General features: G+C 62.6%; 14 protein-coding genes. All 14 read left to right on the top strand.

Annotation, left to right across the window (positions count from 1 at the left end; translation table 11 throughout):
* Position 1 precedes the first annotated feature (1 nt).
* Positions 2-316, top strand: a complete 315-nt coding sequence (gene ftsL / locus ACPW74_RS17380) for a cell division protein FtsL (protein ID WP_010675842.1) — start codon at positions 2-4, stop codon at positions 314-316.
* Complete coding sequence (locus ACPW74_RS17375) at positions 313-2079, top strand: penicillin-binding transpeptidase domain-containing protein (RefSeq protein WP_425858410.1); 1767 nt, start codon at positions 313-315, stop codon at positions 2077-2079. The genes ftsL and ACPW74_RS17375 overlap by 4 nt, the downstream gene beginning before the upstream one ends.
* Positions 2080-2174: 95 nt before the next feature.
* On the top strand, positions 2175-3659 hold the full coding sequence (gene murE / locus ACPW74_RS17370; protein ID WP_257707077.1) for a UDP-N-acetylmuramoyl-L-alanyl-D-glutamate--2,6-diaminopimelate ligase: 1485 nt from the start codon (positions 2175-2177) through the stop codon (positions 3657-3659).
* Positions 3656-5011: a UDP-N-acetylmuramoyl-tripeptide--D-alanyl-D-alanine ligase gene (gene murF / locus ACPW74_RS17365; protein WP_279981991.1), complete on the top strand. Its 1356-nt coding sequence runs from the start codon at positions 3656-3658 to the stop codon at positions 5009-5011. The genes murE and murF overlap by 4 nt, the downstream gene beginning before the upstream one ends.
* Entirely contained in the window at positions 5005-6087 is a 1083-nt protein-coding gene (gene mraY, locus ACPW74_RS17360; RefSeq protein ID WP_010675838.1) for a phospho-N-acetylmuramoyl-pentapeptide-transferase, read from the top strand. The genes murF and mraY overlap by 7 nt, the downstream gene beginning before the upstream one ends.
* Positions 6088-6090: 3 nt before the next feature.
* Positions 6091-7374, top strand: coding sequence for a UDP-N-acetylmuramoyl-L-alanine--D-glutamate ligase (gene murD / locus ACPW74_RS17355; RefSeq protein WP_042015091.1), 1284 nt, complete (start codon positions 6091-6093; stop codon positions 7372-7374).
* Positions 7371-8555: a cell division protein FtsW gene (ftsW, locus tag ACPW74_RS17350; RefSeq protein ID WP_010675836.1), complete on the top strand. Its 1185-nt coding sequence runs from the start codon at positions 7371-7373 to the stop codon at positions 8553-8555. The genes murD and ftsW overlap by 4 nt, the downstream gene beginning before the upstream one ends.
* A complete protein-coding gene (murG, locus tag ACPW74_RS17345; RefSeq protein WP_113978314.1) occupies positions 8552-9619 on the top strand; it encodes an undecaprenyldiphospho-muramoylpentapeptide beta-N-acetylglucosaminyltransferase in 1068 nt (355 codons plus the stop codon). Before ftsW ends, murG begins: the two co-directional genes overlap by 4 nt.
* Positions 9620-9729: 110 nt before the next feature.
* Positions 9730-11184 carry a UDP-N-acetylmuramate--L-alanine ligase gene (gene murC, locus ACPW74_RS17340; RefSeq protein ID WP_113978312.1) on the top strand — a complete coding sequence of 485 codons (1455 nt, stop codon included), beginning with the start codon at positions 9730-9732 and terminating at the stop codon, positions 11182-11184.
* A 97-nt stretch (positions 11185-11281) separates the two neighbouring features.
* Entirely contained in the window at positions 11282-12034 is a 753-nt protein-coding gene (locus ACPW74_RS17335) for a cell division protein FtsQ/DivIB (protein WP_029314839.1), read from the top strand.
* Positions 12015-13274 (top strand): cell division protein FtsA, encoded by a 1260-nt coding sequence (gene ftsA / locus ACPW74_RS17330; protein ID WP_010675832.1) that lies wholly within the window; start codon positions 12015-12017, stop codon positions 13272-13274. The genes ACPW74_RS17335 and ftsA overlap by 20 nt, the downstream gene beginning before the upstream one ends.
* A gap of 39 nt (positions 13275-13313) precedes the next feature.
* Positions 13314-14465 (top strand): cell division protein FtsZ, encoded by a 1152-nt coding sequence (gene ftsZ / locus ACPW74_RS17325; protein ID WP_005305686.1) that lies wholly within the window; start codon positions 13314-13316, stop codon positions 14463-14465.
* Positions 14466-14567: 102 nt separating this feature from the next.
* Positions 14568-15491: a UDP-3-O-acyl-N-acetylglucosamine deacetylase gene (gene lpxC / locus ACPW74_RS17320; protein WP_010675831.1), complete on the top strand. Its 924-nt coding sequence runs from the start codon at positions 14568-14570 to the stop codon at positions 15489-15491.
* 140 nt (positions 15492-15631) lie between these two features.
* Entirely contained in the window at positions 15632-16537 is a 906-nt protein-coding gene (locus ACPW74_RS17315; RefSeq protein WP_039040495.1) for a M23 family metallopeptidase, read from the top strand.
* Positions 16538-16545 lie beyond the last annotated feature (8 nt).

Raw genomic sequence — 16545 nt, 5'->3', positions numbered from 1 at the left:
GATGAGCGATGTGCGCGTTCACCTCGCCAGGGAGATCGTTGCGGATCTCTGGCGCCACAAGTTGCAGGTCCTGTTGACCGTCGCCGTGCTGGTCACCGCCTTTGCGGTGATCCTGGTGACCAACATGACCCGGGGTCTGACGGCCAAGCAGAACGATCTGATGGCGGAGGAGGACAGGCTCAACATCGAGTGGCGCCACCTCTTGCTGGAACAGGGCACACTGGCTGAGCACTCCCGGGTGGCGAGTCTGGCCATGGACAAGTTGCAGATGGCTCGTCCCCTGGTGACCACTGAAAAGGTAATTACACAACCATGACACGCAAGGCCGCCACCAAGGCTCCGGCAAAGGACAAAGCCAAGGCGAAAGCACCCTCACTCTACCCGTGGCGCTTTCGTACCCTGGTTTTCTTCATCGGCATCGCGTTTGCGGGGCTGATCCTGCGGCTGGCCTGGATCCAGGTGATCGATCCTGACAGACTGCGCCAGGAGGGGGACATGCGCTCCCTGCGCACCACCTCCACCCAGGCGGTGCGCGGCATGATCACGGACCGCAATGGCGAACAGTTGGCGGTATCCGTACCGGTCGAAGCGGTCTGGGCTGATCCCAAGACGGTGCATGAGTCCGGTGCCATCCACAACGAGCGTGCCTGGCTGGCACTCTCCGCCGTGCTCAAGCTCGACATCAACACCCTCAAGCATCGCATCGCCAACCCGAGCAAGCGCTTCGTCTATCTGCAGCGGCAGGTGACGCCTGCGGTGGCCGAGTACATCAAGGGGTTGAAGCTGGGGGGCATCTATCTGCGCCCCGAGGCGCGCCGTTTCTACCCGACCGGCGAGATAAGCTCCCACCTGGTGGGGGTGACCAACATCGATGGCAGCGGCATCGAGGGGATTGAGCGCAGCTACAACGAGTGGCTGACCGCAACCCCTGGCGAGATGCGAGTGCGCAAGGACAGGCAGGGCCGCGTCATCGAGCGCCTAGGCCTGGTGAAAGAGGGCAAGCACGCCAACGATCTGCAACTGAGCATCGATCAGCGGGTGCAGGCGCTGGCCTATCGCGCCCTCAAACGGGCTACCGACGAGAACAAGGCCACCTCCGGCTCCATGGTGATGTTGGATGTGAAGACCGGCGAGGTGCTCGCCATGGTCAACACCCCCTCCTACAACCCGAACAACCGCGGTCAGTACCAGAGTTTCCGGGTGCGAAACCGGGTGGTGACCGATACCTATGAGCCGGGCTCCACGGTCAAGCCATTGATTTTGCTTAGTGCCTTGCAAGCCGGTGTCACCAGCTGGAAGGACTTCATCCCGGGCGGCCCCCTCTTCATCGGGGCCAAGCAGATCCGTGACGTGAGTATCCACAAGGCGACCAACCTGTACGACATCCTGCGCTACTCCTCCAACATCGGCATGTCGCGCATCGCGCTGCGGATGCCGGCCCAGGAGATGATCAACACCCTGAGCATGGTGGGCTTCGGCATGGACACCGGCAGCGGCCTGATGGGGGAGAGCAGCGGCATGCTGCCCCAGCGTCGCCGCTGGTCCGACATCGAGCGAGCCACCCTGTCGTTCGGTTATGGTCTGCGAGTGACCCCGCTGCAGCTGGCCTCCGCCTACGCCACCCTGGCCAACAAGGGCAAGCGGGTTCCGCTCTCCATCATCAAGGTGACCAAGCCGCCCAAGGGTGAGCAGGTCATCGATCACAACAACGCCGCAGCCATGTTGCAGGCGCTGGAGTACGTGGTCAGCAATGCCATTCCCAAGGCCCAGATCCCCGGTTATCGGGTCGGTGGCAAGAGTGGTACCGCCAAGGTGGCCGTGGCTGGGGGCTATGGCAAGGACTACATGGCCTGGTTTGCCGGTTTCGCGCCAGCCAGCAATCCCCGTTTCGTCATGGTGGTGGTGATCAACGAGCCCAAGGGGGATGCCTACTACGGCGGTGCCGTGGCGACCCCGCCCTTTGCGGAGGCCATGGGAGGCGTGTTGCAGCTCTTCAACACCCGTCCCGATGCGATCCCGCCCGAGGTACCCGCCAAGCTTGCCCGCACGGAGGCCAACAATGGCGCACCGCGTACTTGACGGGCATCCGGTTTTTTCCATCGGCCCCGCTGCTGTCGGGGCGTTTTCCATGGCGTGTACGAGCGCCCGCATTCCCGCATTTTCGGAGGCTTCCCATGCCGCCCCGCACACTTGATCAACTGATGAGCCGCTTCGGCATCGATGCCCCGGCGCTTTCCCTCAACGATCTCCAGCTCGACAGCCGGCGGGTCGGTCCCGGCTCGCTCTTCGTGGCGATTCGTGGCCATCAGGTGGATGGCAGGCGCTTCATCGAACAGGCGGTGGCTCAGGGAGCGACCGCCGTGCTGTTTGAGGAGGACGGAGAATTCGTCCCTCCGGCGACCCAGATCCCCTGCATCGGCATGAGGGATCTTCCCGCTCGTCTCTCCGAGCTGGCCGGTCATTTCTACGGTCACCCTGCGCAAAAGCTGCAACTGGTGGGCATCACGGGCACCAACGGCAAGAGCACCACGGCCCTGCTGGTGGCCAACTGGCGCACCCTGCTGGGGGGCAAGGCCGGGGTCATGGGCACCATAGGCAACGGTCTGTTTGGCGAGCTCATCGAAGCAGAGAACACCACCGGCAGCGCGGTCCAGGTGCAGGCCAATCTGGCCGCCTTGCAGCAGCAGGGGGCCGATCTGGTGGCGATGGAGGTCTCCAGCCACGGTCTGGTGCAGCATCGCGTGGCGGCCCTGCCGTTTGCCGCGGCAGTCTTCACCAACCTGAGCCGGGATCATCTGGACTATCACGGCACCATGGAGGCCTATGCCGCCGCCAAGGAGGAGTTGCTGAAGCTGGTGGATGAGCCTTGCGCCGTCATCAACGCCGATGACCATCTGGGACGGCAATGGCTGGCGACCTATCCCGGTGCGGTGGCCTTCGGGGTTCATGGTCCGATTGAAAACCATGCCGGACGACAACTGACGGCGCAGGATCCCCATTTCCACCAACAAGGTTTTGATACGCGCATTAACTCCAGCTGGGGGAATGGTGTATTATCCGCCCCCTTGCTCGGCCGCTTCAACGTCAGCAACGTGCTGGGCGCCATGGGCGCCATGCTGGTGCTCGGCTACGACTTCGATGACCTGCTGGCGACGGCTCCCAGACTGCAACCGGTGACCGGTCGCATGGAGTGCTTCGGCGGTGGCGATGCGCCGCTCGCCGTGGTCGATTACGCCCACACCCCGGATGCGCTGGAGAAGGCATTGCAGGCCCTGCGGGTGCACTGTCACGGCCGGCTCTGGTGCCTGGTGGGATGCGGCGGCGACAGGGATCGCGGCAAGCGTCCCATGATGGCTGCCATGGCGGAGCAGCATGCGGACTGCGTGATCCTGACCGACGACAATCCCCGTACCGAGGAGCCGGCCCGGATCATGGCCGACATGGTGGCGGGGCTTCGCGATCCCGGCGCCGTGCAGATTGAGCACGACAGGACCAAGGCAATCCAGCTGGCACTGAGTCAAGCGAGCAAAGAGGACATCATCCTGGTGGCTGGCAAAGGCCACGAGGATTATCAGATCATTGGAACCGACAAGCGGCACTACAGCGATCGGGAAACCGTCGCAGCCGCCTTGCACACATTAATGGAGTCATTCAAATGATGACCCTCAGGCTTGCCGACCTGGCGCAGGTGCTCGATGCCCGTCTGATCGGGGGCGACCATGAGATCACGGCGGTCAGCACCGACACCCGTACCCTGGGCGCGGGGGCGCTGTTCGTGGCCCTGCGCGGCGAGCGTTTCGACGCCCACGATTTCTGCGACCAAGCGGTTGCCGCCGGCGCCAGTGCCCTGCTGGTGGAGCGCGAATTGCCGCTGGCCATTCCACAACTGGTGGTGGGCGACACCCTCAAGGGGCTTGGGCGTCTGGGCAGGCTGGTGCGCGAGCGCATCAATCCGAAAGTGCTCGCCATCACAGGCAGCTGTGGCAAAACCACGGTGAAGGAGATGGCGACGGCCATCCTGCGCTGTGAAGGGGAGGTGCTGGCCACCGCCGGCAACTTCAACAACGAGGTGGGGGTGCCGCTGACCCTGCTGCGCCTCGAGCCGCAACACCAGTTCGCGGTGATGGAGCTGGGAGCCAACCACCCGGGCGAGATCGCCTGGACCACGTCGCTCGCCAGACCCGACGCCGCCATCATCAACAACGTCGCTGCCGCGCACCTGGAAGGCTTTGGCTCCCTGGAAGGGGTGTTCCATGCCAAGAGCGAAATCTTCGAAGGGCTAGGCGAGGGCGGCACCGCCATCGTCAATGCCGACAACGAGTTCTGGCCGAAGTGGCGTGAAAAGGGCATCCAGTGCGCCTTCTCCCTTGAGGATCAGCGTCAGCCGTTCCACGCCCGCGACATCGTGCTCAACGAGCAGGGTTGTGCCGGGTTCGTGATGGTGACGCCCCAGGGAGAGGTGAACCTGACCCTGGCCATTCCGGGTCGCCACAACGTGGCCAACGCCCTGGCTGCTGCCGCCGGTACCCTGGCCCTGGGCGCATCGCTTGCGTCCGTCAAGGCGGGACTGGAGCAGATGGCGCCGGTCAAGGGCCGTTTCTGCGTGCAACGCTGGGGTGGCCTCACTCTGGTGGATGACACCTACAACGCCAGCGTGGAGTCCGTGCTGGCGGGTATCGATGCCCTGACCGCCATGAACGGCTACAAGGTGCTGGTATTCGGTGACATGAAAGAGTTGGGTGAGGAGTCCGCCGCGCAGCATGCCCGGGTCGGACACCACGCCCGTGAGCAGGGCCTCGATGCCGTGCTGACCGTAGGGGAACAGAGTCGCCACACCGCAGATGCCGCGGCTGGCCGACATTTCGATAACAAGGCGTCGTTGTTTGAAGTGCTTGCGCAAATGATAAAGACACATCAGGAAATTTCGGTTCTGGTCAAGGGCGCCCGTGGCTCCCGCATGGAAGATATCGTCGAGATGGTCAAGGGCCATCAGGAGTCAGCCACATGCTAGTCTGGCTGGCGGAACTGCTCACCCCGCACTTCACCTTCTTCAACGTCTTCTCCTACCTGACGTTTCGCGCCATCCTGTCGATCATCACCGGTCTGGTGGTGGCGCTCTGGATGGGGCCGCGCCTCATCCGTCGCCTGCAGATCATGAAGTTCGGCCAGGTGATCCGCAACGACGGTCCCGAATCCCACCTCAGCAAGAAGGGCACCCCGACCATGGGCGGCCTGATGATCATTGCCGCCATCTTCACTTCTGTGCTGCTCTGGTGCCGCCTCGACAACCCCTATGTCTGGCTGGTGCTGTTCGTGCTGGGGGCCTATGGTGCCATCGGCTTTGCCGATGACTATCTCAAGGTGGTGCGCAAGAACACCGATGGCCTCATCGCCCGCTGGAAGTACTTCTGGCAGTCCGCGGTCGCGCTGGGTGTGGCAGTCTTCCTCTACGCCACGGCCACCCACGATGGTCAGACCCAGCTGGTGGTCCCCTTCCTCAAGGATGTGATGCCCCAGCTCGGCCTGATGTTCATCCTGCTGACCTATTTCGTCATCGTCGGTACCTCCAACGCAGTCAACCTGACCGATGGTCTGGATGGCCTCGCCATCATGCCCACCGTGATGGTGGCGGGGGGCTTCGCCCTGATCGCCTGGGCGACCGGCAACGTCAACTTCGCGAACTACCTGCACATTCCCTACGTGCCCTACACCTCCGAGCTGGTGATCGTCTGTACCGCCATTGTGGGCGCGGGCCTGGGCTTCCTCTGGTTCAACACCTACCCGGCCCAGGTCTTCATGGGGGACGTGGGTTCCCTGGCCCTGGGCGGCGCGCTCGGTACCATCGCCGTGCTGGTGCGCCAGGAGTTCCTGCTGGTGATCATGGGGGGCGTCTTCGTGATGGAGACCGTCTCGGTGATCCTGCAGGTCGGATCCTACAAACTGCGCGGCGTGCGGATCTTCCGCATGGCCCCCATCCATCACCACTATGAGAAGAAGGGCTGGCCGGAGCCGCGCGTCATCGTGCGCTTCTGGATCATCACCCTCATGCTGGTGCTGCTTGGCCTCGCCACCCTGAAGGTGAGGTAAGCCATGGTCATCATCATCGGACTCGGCAAAACCGGACTCTCCTGCGTCGATTACTTCCTCGACCGCGGCGTCACGCCGCTGGTGATGGACACCCGTGCCAACCCGCCGGGCAAGGACGAGCTTCCCCCCGAGGTGGAGCTCATCCACGGGCTGGACGCGGAGCGGCTCAAGCAGGCGCACATGATAGTGGCCAGCCCGGGCATCGCCCTGGCGACTCCGGAGTTGAAGGCCGCCGCCGAGTTCGGGGTGCGCATCGTCGGTGACATCGAACTGTTCGTGCGTGAAACCCAGACGCCCGTCATCGCCATCACCGGTTCCAACGGCAAGAGCACGGTCACCACGCTAGTGGGTGAGATGATCGCCGAGGCGGGGCTCAAGGTCGGTGTGGGGGGCAATATCGGCACCCCGGCGCTGTCGCTCCTCAAGCAGCCCATGGATCTCTGCGTGCTGGAGCTCTCCAGCTTCCAGCTGGAGACCACCTACAGCCTGCGGGCCGCCGCCTCCGTGGTCCTGAACCTCAGTGAAGATCATATGGATCGCTATGCCGGCATGGCGGATTACCGCGCCGCCAAGATGGAGATCCATCAGCACTCCCAGCACATTCTGATCAATCGCGACGATCCCCAGACCCTGCCCGATGTGGGTCAGGTGTGGCAGAGTTTCGGCCTCGACTGCAACGGCTACGGTCGCTGCGAGCTGGAGGGCCGTCACTGGCTGACCTTGCACGGCGAGCCGCTCCTGGCGGTGGACGAGATGAAGATAGTGGGTGCCCACAACCAGGCCAATGCCCTGGCGGCCATGGCCCTGTGCGATGCGGTGGGCATTCCCCGCGAGGCACAACTTGCCGTGCTGCGCCGCTTTGAAGGCCTGCCTCACCGTGCCCGCTTCGTGCGTGAGGTAAATGGGGTGCGCTGGATCAACGACTCCAAGGCCACCAACGTGGGGGCGACCCTGGCCGCCGTGGCCGGGGTGCGTGAAGCGGTCAAGGGCCGCCTGCTGCTGCTGGCCGGTGGCCAGGGCAAGGGGCAGGACTTCGGCCCGGTGCAGGCGCTGCTCGGCAGCCAGATCGATCACATGTACTGTTTTGGTCAGGATGCCGAGGTGCTGCTGGCCCTGGGCGAACAGACCGAGCGGGTTGCCGATCTTGACGCTGCTGTCGCCAAGGCGGCGGCCGACGCCAGGCCTGGTGACTGGGTGCTGCTGGCGCCGGCCTGCGCGAGCCTGGATCAGTTCAAATCCTTTGAAGCGCGCGGCGATCGCTTCACCGAACTGGTGATGGGCTTATGAACGCCCTGCGCGTGGTTGCGGGATTCTTGCAGCGCTGGTTGCTACCGGCACGCCCCGCCGGTCTTTATGATCGGCAACTGGTGGTACTGGCCCTCGCCCTGATGGGCGTCGGGCTGGTAATAGTGGCGTCCGCTTCCATTCCTGAGGGGATCGCCATCAACAACGATCCCTTCATGTTCGTGAAGCGCCACGGCATGTTCCTGGTGATGGCGCTGGGTATCTCCTGGTTCGTGTTGCAGGTGCCCATGGCACGCTGGCAGCACTACAACGGCCCCATGTTGTTGCTGGCCATCGTGTTGCTGGTGATGGTGTTGCTGGTGGGGCGCAGCGTCAACGGTTCGGTACGCTGGCTGCCGCTGGGCCCCTTCAACTTGCAGCCGGCCGAGTTCGGCAAGCTGGCGCTGTTCGTCTATCTGGCGGGTTATCTGGTGCGCCGTCAAAGCGAGGTGCGCGAGCGCTTCATCGGCTTCATGAAACCCATGGCGGTGCTGTTCGTGGTGGCCATCCTGCTGCTGGCCCAGCCGGATCTCGGGTCAGTGGTGGTGATGTTCGTCACCTCCCTCGGCATGCTGTTCCTGGCCGGTGCCCGGCTGGTGCAGTTCATCGGTCTCATCCTGGTGGGTGTGAGCGCCGTGGTGACCCTGATCATCGCGGAGCCCTACCGGATGCGGCGGGTGACCTCCTTCCTCGACCCCTGGGCCGATCCCTTTGGCAGCGGCTATCAGCTGACCCAGTCCCTGATGGCCTTTGGTCGGGGGAGCTGGTTTGGCGAGGGGCTCGGCAACTCCATCCAGAAGATGGAGTACCTGCCGGAGGCCCACACCGACTTCGTGTTCGCCATTCTGGGCGAAGAGCTGGGCTACGTGGGGGTGCTTGGCGCACTCTTCCTGATTTTTGCGCTGGCGGTGAAGGCGCTCAAGCTGGGTCACCAGGCGCTGGTGGCCGAGCGGCTCTATGAAGGTTATCTGGCCATCGGCATCGGCATCTGGTTCAGCTTCCAGACTTTCGTCAACGTCGGTGCCGCCAGCGGCATGATGCCTACCAAGGGGCTGACCCTGCCACTGGTCAGTTATGGCGGCTCCAGTCTCATCATCATGATGGTGGCGGTGAGCATGTTGATTCGTATCGATTTCGAGTTGCGCCAGGCAAGTGCCCAGGCGCGCGTGCGGGAGGTTGCGTGAGCAAGACGTTACTGGTGATGGCGGGTGGTACCGGGGGCCATGTGTTCCCCGGCCTGGCCGTCGCCGATCGCCTCAAGGCCCAGGGCTGGACCATCCACTGGCTCGGCACTGCCGACCGGATGGAGGCGGAGCTGGTGCCTGCCCATGGTTATCCCATCTCCTTCATTGACATCCAGGGGGTGCGTGGCAACGGCATCAAGCGTCTGCTCGCGGCGCCCTACCGTGTCATCAAATCCGTGCTGCAGGCCCGCCAGGTGCTCAAGACCATCCAGCCCGATGTGGTGCTGGGCATGGGGGGCTTCGCCTCCGGCCCGGGTGGCGTGGCCGCCTGGCTGTCCGGCATTCCGCTGCTGCTGCACGAGCAGAATGCCGCCGCCGGCCTGACCAACAAGCTGCTGGCCCGTATCGCCAGGCGGGTACTGATGGCCTTCCCGGGTGCCTTCGCCCCCAATGCCCGTACCGCAGTGGTGGGCAACCCGGTGCGCCCCGAGGTGGTGGCGCTGCCGGATCCCCAACTGCGCAGCAGCAGCGATCCTCTGCGCCTGCTTGTGGTTGGTGGCAGCCTGGGGGCCCGGGTCCTCAACGAGCAGGTGCCTCCTGCGGTTGCAGCTGCCGGTGTGCCCATCGAGGTGCGTCACCAATGCGGCAAGGGCAACGAGGAGGCCGTGGCTGCTTCCTATGCCGGGCTGGGGGTCGAGGCCGAGGTGAGTGAATTTATCAAGGACATGGCGGATGCCTATGCCTGGGCGGACCTGGTGGTGTGCCGCGCCGGCGCATTGACCGTCTCCGAAGTGGCCGCCGCCGGTGTGGCCGCCATCTTCGTGCCCCTGCCCCATGCGGTGGACGATCACCAGACCCGCAACGCCCTGACCCTGGTCGACGGCGGTGCGGCCGAGTTCCTGCCCCAGTCCGAGCTGACGCCGGCGGCGCTGGCGTCGCGCCTATCCTGGCTCGCCGGGCGCAGGGAAACCCTGTTGAACATGGCCCAGGCCGCGCGCCGGGTCGCCATCATCGATGCCGCCGAACGGGTTGCCGATGAGTGCAAACGGCTCGCCACCGGCTGAGCCAAACGAGATGGAAGGCCCAGATGTGCCGCCAAGGCCCCGCTTCTGTCTTCGAACTGATGAATGTCGCCGAATGAAAATGGCCTGTGGCCGCGAATTGAGAAAGAACTATGACCAAGGTTGAACTGGCAAAACTGCGTACCGTTATCCCCGAAATGCGCCGCGTGCGTCGCATCCACTTCATCGGCATCGGTGGCGCCGGTATGGGCGGTATTGCGGAAGTGCTTGCCAATGAAGGGTATCAGGTGACCGGCTCGGATCTGGCCCGCAACGGGGTGACTGAACGCCTGGCCTCTTTGGGCGCACACATCTTTGTCGGTCACAGTGCCGAGCATGTGGACGGTGCCAGCGTGGTGGTGGTTTCCACCGCCATCAAGCAGGACAACCCCGAGCTGCTGGCTGCCCGCGAGCTGCGTATTCCCGTGGTGCGCCGCGCCGAAATGCTGGCGGAACTGATGCGCTTCCGTCACGGCATCGCCATTGCTGGGACCCACGGCAAGACCACCACCACCAGTCTGGTGGCGAGCATCTATGCCGAGGCGGATCGCGACCCCACCTTCGTCATCGGCGGTCTGCTCAACAGCGCCGGCACCAATGCCCGCCTGGGCAGCAGCCGTTATCTGATTGCCGAGGCGGACGAGAGCGACGCCTCCTTCCTGCATCTGCAACCCATGGTCTCCATCGTGACCAATATCGAAGCGGATCACATGGACACCTATGGTGGCGATTTCTCCAGGTTGAAGGCCACCTTCATCGATTTCCTGCACAACCTGCCGTTCTACGGCCTGGCCGTGGTGTGCGTGGATGACCCCGTGATCCGCGCCATGCTGCCGGAGATCGCCCGTCCCACCCTCACCTACGGTCTGAGCGATGATGCCGATGTGCAGGTGCTGGACTTCGTGCAGACCAGCAATCGCAGCAGTTTCCGGGTGCGCCGTGCAGGGGCGGGTGAGCTGGAGGTGACCCTGAATCTGCCGGGCATCCACAACGCCCTCAACGCCGCCGCCGCCATTGCGGTGGCAACCGAAGACGGCATCGGCGACGAGGCCATCATCCAGGCACTTTCCAAGTTTGAAGGGGTGGGGCGCCGCTTCCAGCAATATGGCGAGTTTGAAACCGGCCGTGGCAAGGCCATGCTGGTGGACGATTACGGTCATCACCCGAGCGAAGTGAAGGTGACCATCAACGCCGCTCGCGCCGGCTGGCCCGAGAAGCGGCTGGTGATGGTGTTCCAGCCGCACCGCTACAGCCGGACCCGGGATCTCTACGAAGATTTCGCGGACGTGCTTTCCAAGGTGGACGTGCTGGTGATGCTGGAGGTCTATGCCGCCGGTGAGGAGCCCATTCCCGGTGCCGATGGTCGTGCCCTGTGCCGTTCCATCCGCTCCCGCGGCACCCTGGAGCCCATCTTTGTCGCAACGCCGGACGATGTGCCCGCGGTGCTGGCCGACCTGATTGGCGAGGGGGATCTGGTATTGACCCAGGGGGCGGGTAACGTCGGTGCGCTGGCCCGTCGTCTCGGCGAGATGAAATTGAGCGTGGATAGCATGAAATCCGGTGCCTGAGGGCCCAATGAGTATTTTGACCGCCAAGCCGAGGCCTATATAATGGCGAACCGGTCTGCAAGTGGCCGGCATGGCGCGTTTTACGGGGATCGATCGGGTGGAGGCAAGGGCACAAGGGCGCACCAAGGGGGGCTTCATCGCCGGGGTGGCATTTTTCATCCTGGTCATGTGGGGGCTCTACCAGACTGCGCTGGATGTTAAAGACTGGCTGACGGATGCCAGTCGGTTGCCCATGAGCGAGCTGTTGCTGCAGGGGCAACACGAATATTTGAAGGCCGATGAGTTGCGTGCTGCCGTGCTGGATGGTGCCGAACTTCGCAACTTCTTCGAGCTGGATGTGAACGAATTGCAGGCGCGTCTGAACGCGCTGCCCTGGGTGGCCCAGGTCTCGGTACGAAAGAAGTGGCCGAACAAGATCAAGGTCTATCTCACGGAACAGGATGTGGCGGCTCGCTGGAACGGCAACCGCTTCGTCAACACCAAGGGTGAGGTGTTCAGTGCCCCGGACAGGGTGAAGAAGCCCCTGATGCAGTTGTCCGGGCCCGATGATCAGGCCGCCAAGGTGCTGGAAGCCAGCCATCAGTACGAAACGCTGCTGGCGGCCAAGGGATACAAGTTGCTGGGGGTGAATCTGACCCCCCGCCATGCCTGGGAACTGACCCTGGATGGCAACATTCAGCTGTTTGTGGGGCGCTCGGATATCGCGCTTCGTCTGCAGCGGTTTATCGATGCCTTTCCGGTCATCGAGCCCCGTGAGCGGGTTGCTTACGTGGATCTTCGATACGACACCGGGATGGCAGTTGGCTGGAAGAAAAGCGAAGAGAAAGTGAATGACCAACACCGCAGATAGAAATTTGATTGTCGGACTGGATATCGGCACGACCAAGGTGGCGGTACTGGTTGGCGAAGTATTGCCTGATGGCGAACTCAATGTCATCGGCATGGGCAGCCACGCTTCTCGCGGTATGGAGAAGGGCGGGGTCAATGACCTCGACTCCGTGGTCAAGTCCCTGCGCCGCGCGGTGGAAGAGGCCGAGATGATGGCAGATTGCCAGATCAGTTCCGTCTATCTGGGGCTGTCCGGCAAGCACATCGATTGCCGCAACGAGACCGGCATGGTGCCCATCTCCGACGAAGAGGTGACCCAGGAGGATGTGGACAACGTCATCCACACCGCCAAGTCGGTGCGGTTGTCTGACGAGCTCCGGGTGCTGCACGTGCTGCCCCAGGAGTTCGCCATCGACTATCAGGAAGGGATCAAGAACCCGGTCGGCCTCTCCGGCGTGCGGATGGCAGCCAAGGTGCATCTCATCACCTGCCACAACGACATGGCGCGCAACATCGAGAAGTGTGTGGAGAAGGTGGGTCTGCGGGTGGATCAGCTGATCTTCTCCGCCCTGGCCTCCAGCTACGCCGTGCTGACCGAAGACGAGAAGGAGCTGGGTGTCTGCGTGGTGGACATCGGTGGCGGCACCATGGACATGTCGCTCTTTACCGGCGGCGCCTTGCGCCACACCAAGGTGATTCCCTATGCGGGCAGCACGGTGACCAGCGACATCGCCTATGCCTTCGGCACGCCGCCGCTGGATGCGGAGGCGATCAAGGTGCGCTACGGCTGCGCCCTCGGCCGCCTGGTCAGCAAGGAAGACAATATCGAAGTGCCCAGTGTCGGCGGTCGCCCGGCGCGCAGCCTGCAACGGCAGACACTGGCGGAAGTGATTGAACCCCGTTACACCGAGTTGCTCTCCATGGTGAATGACGAGCTGGTGCGGGTGCAGAGCGAATTGAAGGCACAGGGGGTCAAGCATCAGCTGGCCGCCGGTGTGGTCTTGACCGGTGGCGCGGCCCAGATCGAAGGCATTGTGGAGTGCGCAGAGCAGATCTTCCAGAGCCAGGTCCGGGTGGGCGAGCCCATGAATATCCGGGGATTGAGTGACTACGTACAGGCACCGGTGTACTCGACTGCGGTCGGGTTGTTGCAGTACGGCCGCACCAACCAATCCACCGGCAGTAACAAGGAATATGCCGCCAAGGCAAGCGTAGGTGGGCTGGTCAAACGGGTCAGCAACTGGTTGCGTGGCGAGTTCTAAAGATTTTGCTGAGTCAGGCAAATAAAGCGGAGAGACAACATGTTTGAATTTATGGATAGCCACACTGACGAAGCCGTCATCAAGGTGATAGGTGTGGGTGGCGGCGGCGGCAACGCAGTCGAGCACATGGTTCGTCAAAACATCGAAGGTGTCGAGTTCATCACCGTGAACACCGACGCCCAGGCACTGCGTAACTCCAGCGCCAATACCACCCTGCAGATCGGCGGTGGCATCACCAAGGGTCTGGGTGCCGGGGCCAACCCGGAAGTGGGTCGTGACGCCGCCATGGAAGACAGGGAAGCGCTGCGCGAGCTGCTGACCGGTTCCGACATGGTGTTCATCGCTGCCGGCATGGGTGGTGGTACCGGCACCGGCGCTGCCCCGATCGTGGCCGAAGTGGCCCGCGAGATGGGTATCCTGACCGTTGCCGTCGTGACCAAGCCGTTCTCCTTCGAAGGGAAGAAGCGAATGGGCTTCGCCGCTCACGGCATCGAAGAGCTCTCCAAGAACGTCGACTCCCTGATAACCATCCCCAACGACAAGTTGCTGAAGGTGCTGGGTCGCGGCATCTCCCTGCTGGACGCCTTCAAGGCGGCCAACGACGTGCTGCTGGGTGCAGTACAGGGCATCGCCGAGCTGATCACCCGCCCGGGTTTGATCAACGTCGACTTCGCGGACGTGCGTACCGTGATGCGCGAGATGGGTACCGCCATGATGGGTACCGGTTCCGCCTCAGGTGACGATCGTGCCGAAGAAGCGGCCGAGAAGGCCATCTCCAGCCCGCTGCTGGAAGACGTGGATCTGGCCGGTGCCCGCGGCATCCTGGTCAACATCACTGCTGGCATGGACATGACCATCGAAGAGTTCGAGACCGTGGGTAACGCGGTCAAGGCCTTCGCGTCCGAGAACGCTACCGTGGTGGTGGGTACCGTAATCGACCCGGAAATGCACGACGAACTGCGCGTTACCGTAGTGGCGACCGGTATCGGTGCCGAGCGCAAGCCCGACATCACTCTGGTCAAGAACAACATGGTTCAAGAGCGTCCGGCCCGTCAGCCCCTGATCAGCGAAGCCCTGCAGTCTCGCGTGATGGAAGAGGCCCCGGCCAAGGTGGTGAACGCCGAGCCGCAAGCTCGTCGCGAACCGGATTATCTCGATATTCCTGCGTTCCTGCGCAAGCAGGCAGACTAAGCCTCTGATGGCTCTGGTTTGTTTGTTGCTTAAGGATTGTGCTAAGATGGCCCGGCAACGACCATCTGGTCAGGAATTTGAGCTGTTAAAGCGGATACACCCATGATTAGACAAAGAACCTTGAAAACGAGTGTCCAGGCCACCGGTGTGGGCCTGCATTCGGGCCGGAAAGTCACTATGACGTTCCGTCCGGCGCCTGTTAACACAGGGATCGTTTACTTGCGTACCGATCTGAATCCTGTGGTCGCGCTGCCAGCCAACGCCGATCAGGTGCGTGATACCGTGCTTTGTACCGCTCTGGTGAACGAAGCCGGTGTTCGCGTGTCGACCATCGAACACCTGTCTGCCGCTCTGGCCGGGATGGGCATCGACAACCTCTATGTCGAGGTTGATGCTCCCGAGATCCCGGTAATGGACGGCAGTGCGCATCCGTTCATCTATCTGCTGCAGGAAGTGGGTATTCGTGAACAGAACGCACCCAAGCAGTTCGTGCGGATCAAGCAGAGCATCCGGGTTGAAGACGGCGACAAGTGGGCGGAATTCCACCCCTATCGCAACGGCTTCAAGATGGATCTCGAGATCGATTTCCAGCATCCGGTGTTTGAAGGGCGCAACCAGCGTTGCGTGCTGGACTTCTCCGGCAGCTCCTTCGTGAAAGAGATCAGCCGTGCTCGTACCTTCGGCTTCATGCGTGACATCGAGTACCTGCGTTCCCAGAACCTGGCACTGGGCGGCAGCCTAGAAAACGCCGTGGTGCTGGATGACTACCGGGTGCTGAACGAAGATGGTCTGCGCTACGAAGACGAGTTCGTGAAGCACAAGATGCTGGATGCCATCGGCGATCTGTACATGTGCAATCGCAGTATCATCGGTGAATTCCGTGCCTACAAGACGGGCCATGCCCTGAACAACAAGCTGCTGCGTGCCCTGCTGGCCCAGCAGGAGGCCTGGGAACTGGTGACCTTCGAGGGTGAGGGCGACAAAGCGCCCATCGCTTACTACGACAACGGTCTGGTTCTGGCCTGATAGCTGTGCAACAGGACGTCGGTCATCTCTCCGCACCGACGTCCTGTCATTTGTTTATTCCATCCTTTAATACCGATTATCTCCCGGTTTTATTGCCCGTGCAGGCCCTTGGCCTCACCTGACCGAGAAGACAGATTTCTATGAGCATTACCCTGATCCTCCACGGTAAGCAGCGCCGCAGGTTGCACTTACCCAAACAACGTCTGGCCTGGGTCGGCGGTATTCTCTTCACTGTATTGGCCTTGGGGGGCGGCTGGCTCTGGCAGAGCTGGCAGCAGAAAATGGAGGCGCTGGAAGTGGCGCTGACCCTGGCGCAGCAGCAAAAATCCACGCAAGGGGCCGATGAAGCCCGCGAACAGCTTGCCATGCTGGCCGCCCAGGTGGGCACCATGCAGGGACAACTTGGTCGCCTCAACGCCCTCGGCGAGCGCCTGACCGAGAAGGCGGACCTCGATCCCGAGGAGTTCAACTTCAAGGAACTGCCCCCCATGGGCGGCCCTTCCTACGATGCAGACCTGGAAGTCAGCCTGGGTGAACTGCAAGATTCCATGGAACACCTCAGCCGTCAGCTCAGCAGCCGCGAAGAACAGCTGTCGGTACTTGAATCCTTCATCATGAACCACCATATCACCGATGCGGGTTTCATCCCCGGCTCACCGGTCAAGCAGGAGCGTGTCTGGATCTCCTCCGGTTTCGGTGGGCGGGTCGATCCGTTCAACGGTCGCGCCAAGATGCACAAAGGAGTGGATTTCCGCGGCAGGCCCGGCACCCCCATCCTGGCGACAGGCAAGGGGATTGTCAGCTGGGCAGGGCGGCATCCGGAGTTTGGCAACATGGTGGAGATTGACCATGGCAATGGTCTGGTCACCCGCTATGCCCACAATTCCAAGTTGCTGGTGGATGTGGGCACCCTGGTCGATGAGGGCCAGAAGATTGCCCTGATGGGGCGAACCGGTCGTGCAACCGGAGTTCATTTGCATTACGAAGTGTTGAAAGATGGTCGTCAGGTCAACCCCGCGCGCTTTCTGAATGCCAGACGGGGTTAGGTTTTTTC

Source organism: Aeromonas sp. INTO2 (assembly GCF_049860605.1).
GTDB lineage: Bacteria > Pseudomonadota > Gammaproteobacteria > Enterobacterales > Aeromonadaceae > Aeromonas > Aeromonas caviae.
The sequence above is the reverse complement of the archived record's forward strand: the minus strand, read 5'-3'. Positions and strand labels throughout refer to the sequence as shown.

Excerpts from the sequence above, each read along its gene's own strand:
- ftsL (WP_010675842.1), top strand. The coding sequence starts at position 2 with ATGAGCGATGTGCGCGTTCACCTCGCCAGGGAGATCGTTGCGGATCTC.
- ACPW74_RS17375 (WP_425858410.1), top strand. The coding sequence starts at position 313 with ATGACACGCAAGGCCGCCACCAAGGCTCCGGCAAAGGACAAAGCCAAG.
- murE (WP_257707077.1), top strand. The coding sequence starts at position 2,175 with ATGCCGCCCCGCACACTTGATCAACTGATGAGCCGCTTCGGCATCGAT.
- murF (WP_279981991.1), top strand. The coding sequence starts at position 3,656 with ATGATGACCCTCAGGCTTGCCGACCTGGCGCAGGTGCTCGATGCCCGT.
- mraY (WP_010675838.1), top strand. The coding sequence starts at position 5,005 with ATGCTAGTCTGGCTGGCGGAACTGCTCACCCCGCACTTCACCTTCTTC.
- murD (WP_042015091.1), top strand. The coding sequence starts at position 6,091 with ATGGTCATCATCATCGGACTCGGCAAAACCGGACTCTCCTGCGTCGAT.
- ftsW (WP_010675836.1), top strand. The coding sequence starts at position 7,371 with ATGAACGCCCTGCGCGTGGTTGCGGGATTCTTGCAGCGCTGGTTGCTA.
- murC (WP_113978312.1), top strand. The coding sequence starts at position 9,730 with ATGACCAAGGTTGAACTGGCAAAACTGCGTACCGTTATCCCCGAAATG.
- ftsA (WP_010675832.1), top strand. The coding sequence starts at position 12,015 with ATGACCAACACCGCAGATAGAAATTTGATTGTCGGACTGGATATCGGC.
- ftsZ (WP_005305686.1), top strand. The coding sequence starts at position 13,314 with ATGTTTGAATTTATGGATAGCCACACTGACGAAGCCGTCATCAAGGTG.
- lpxC (WP_010675831.1), top strand. The coding sequence starts at position 14,568 with ATGATTAGACAAAGAACCTTGAAAACGAGTGTCCAGGCCACCGGTGTG.
- ACPW74_RS17315 (WP_039040495.1), top strand. The coding sequence starts at position 15,632 with ATGAGCATTACCCTGATCCTCCACGGTAAGCAGCGCCGCAGGTTGCAC.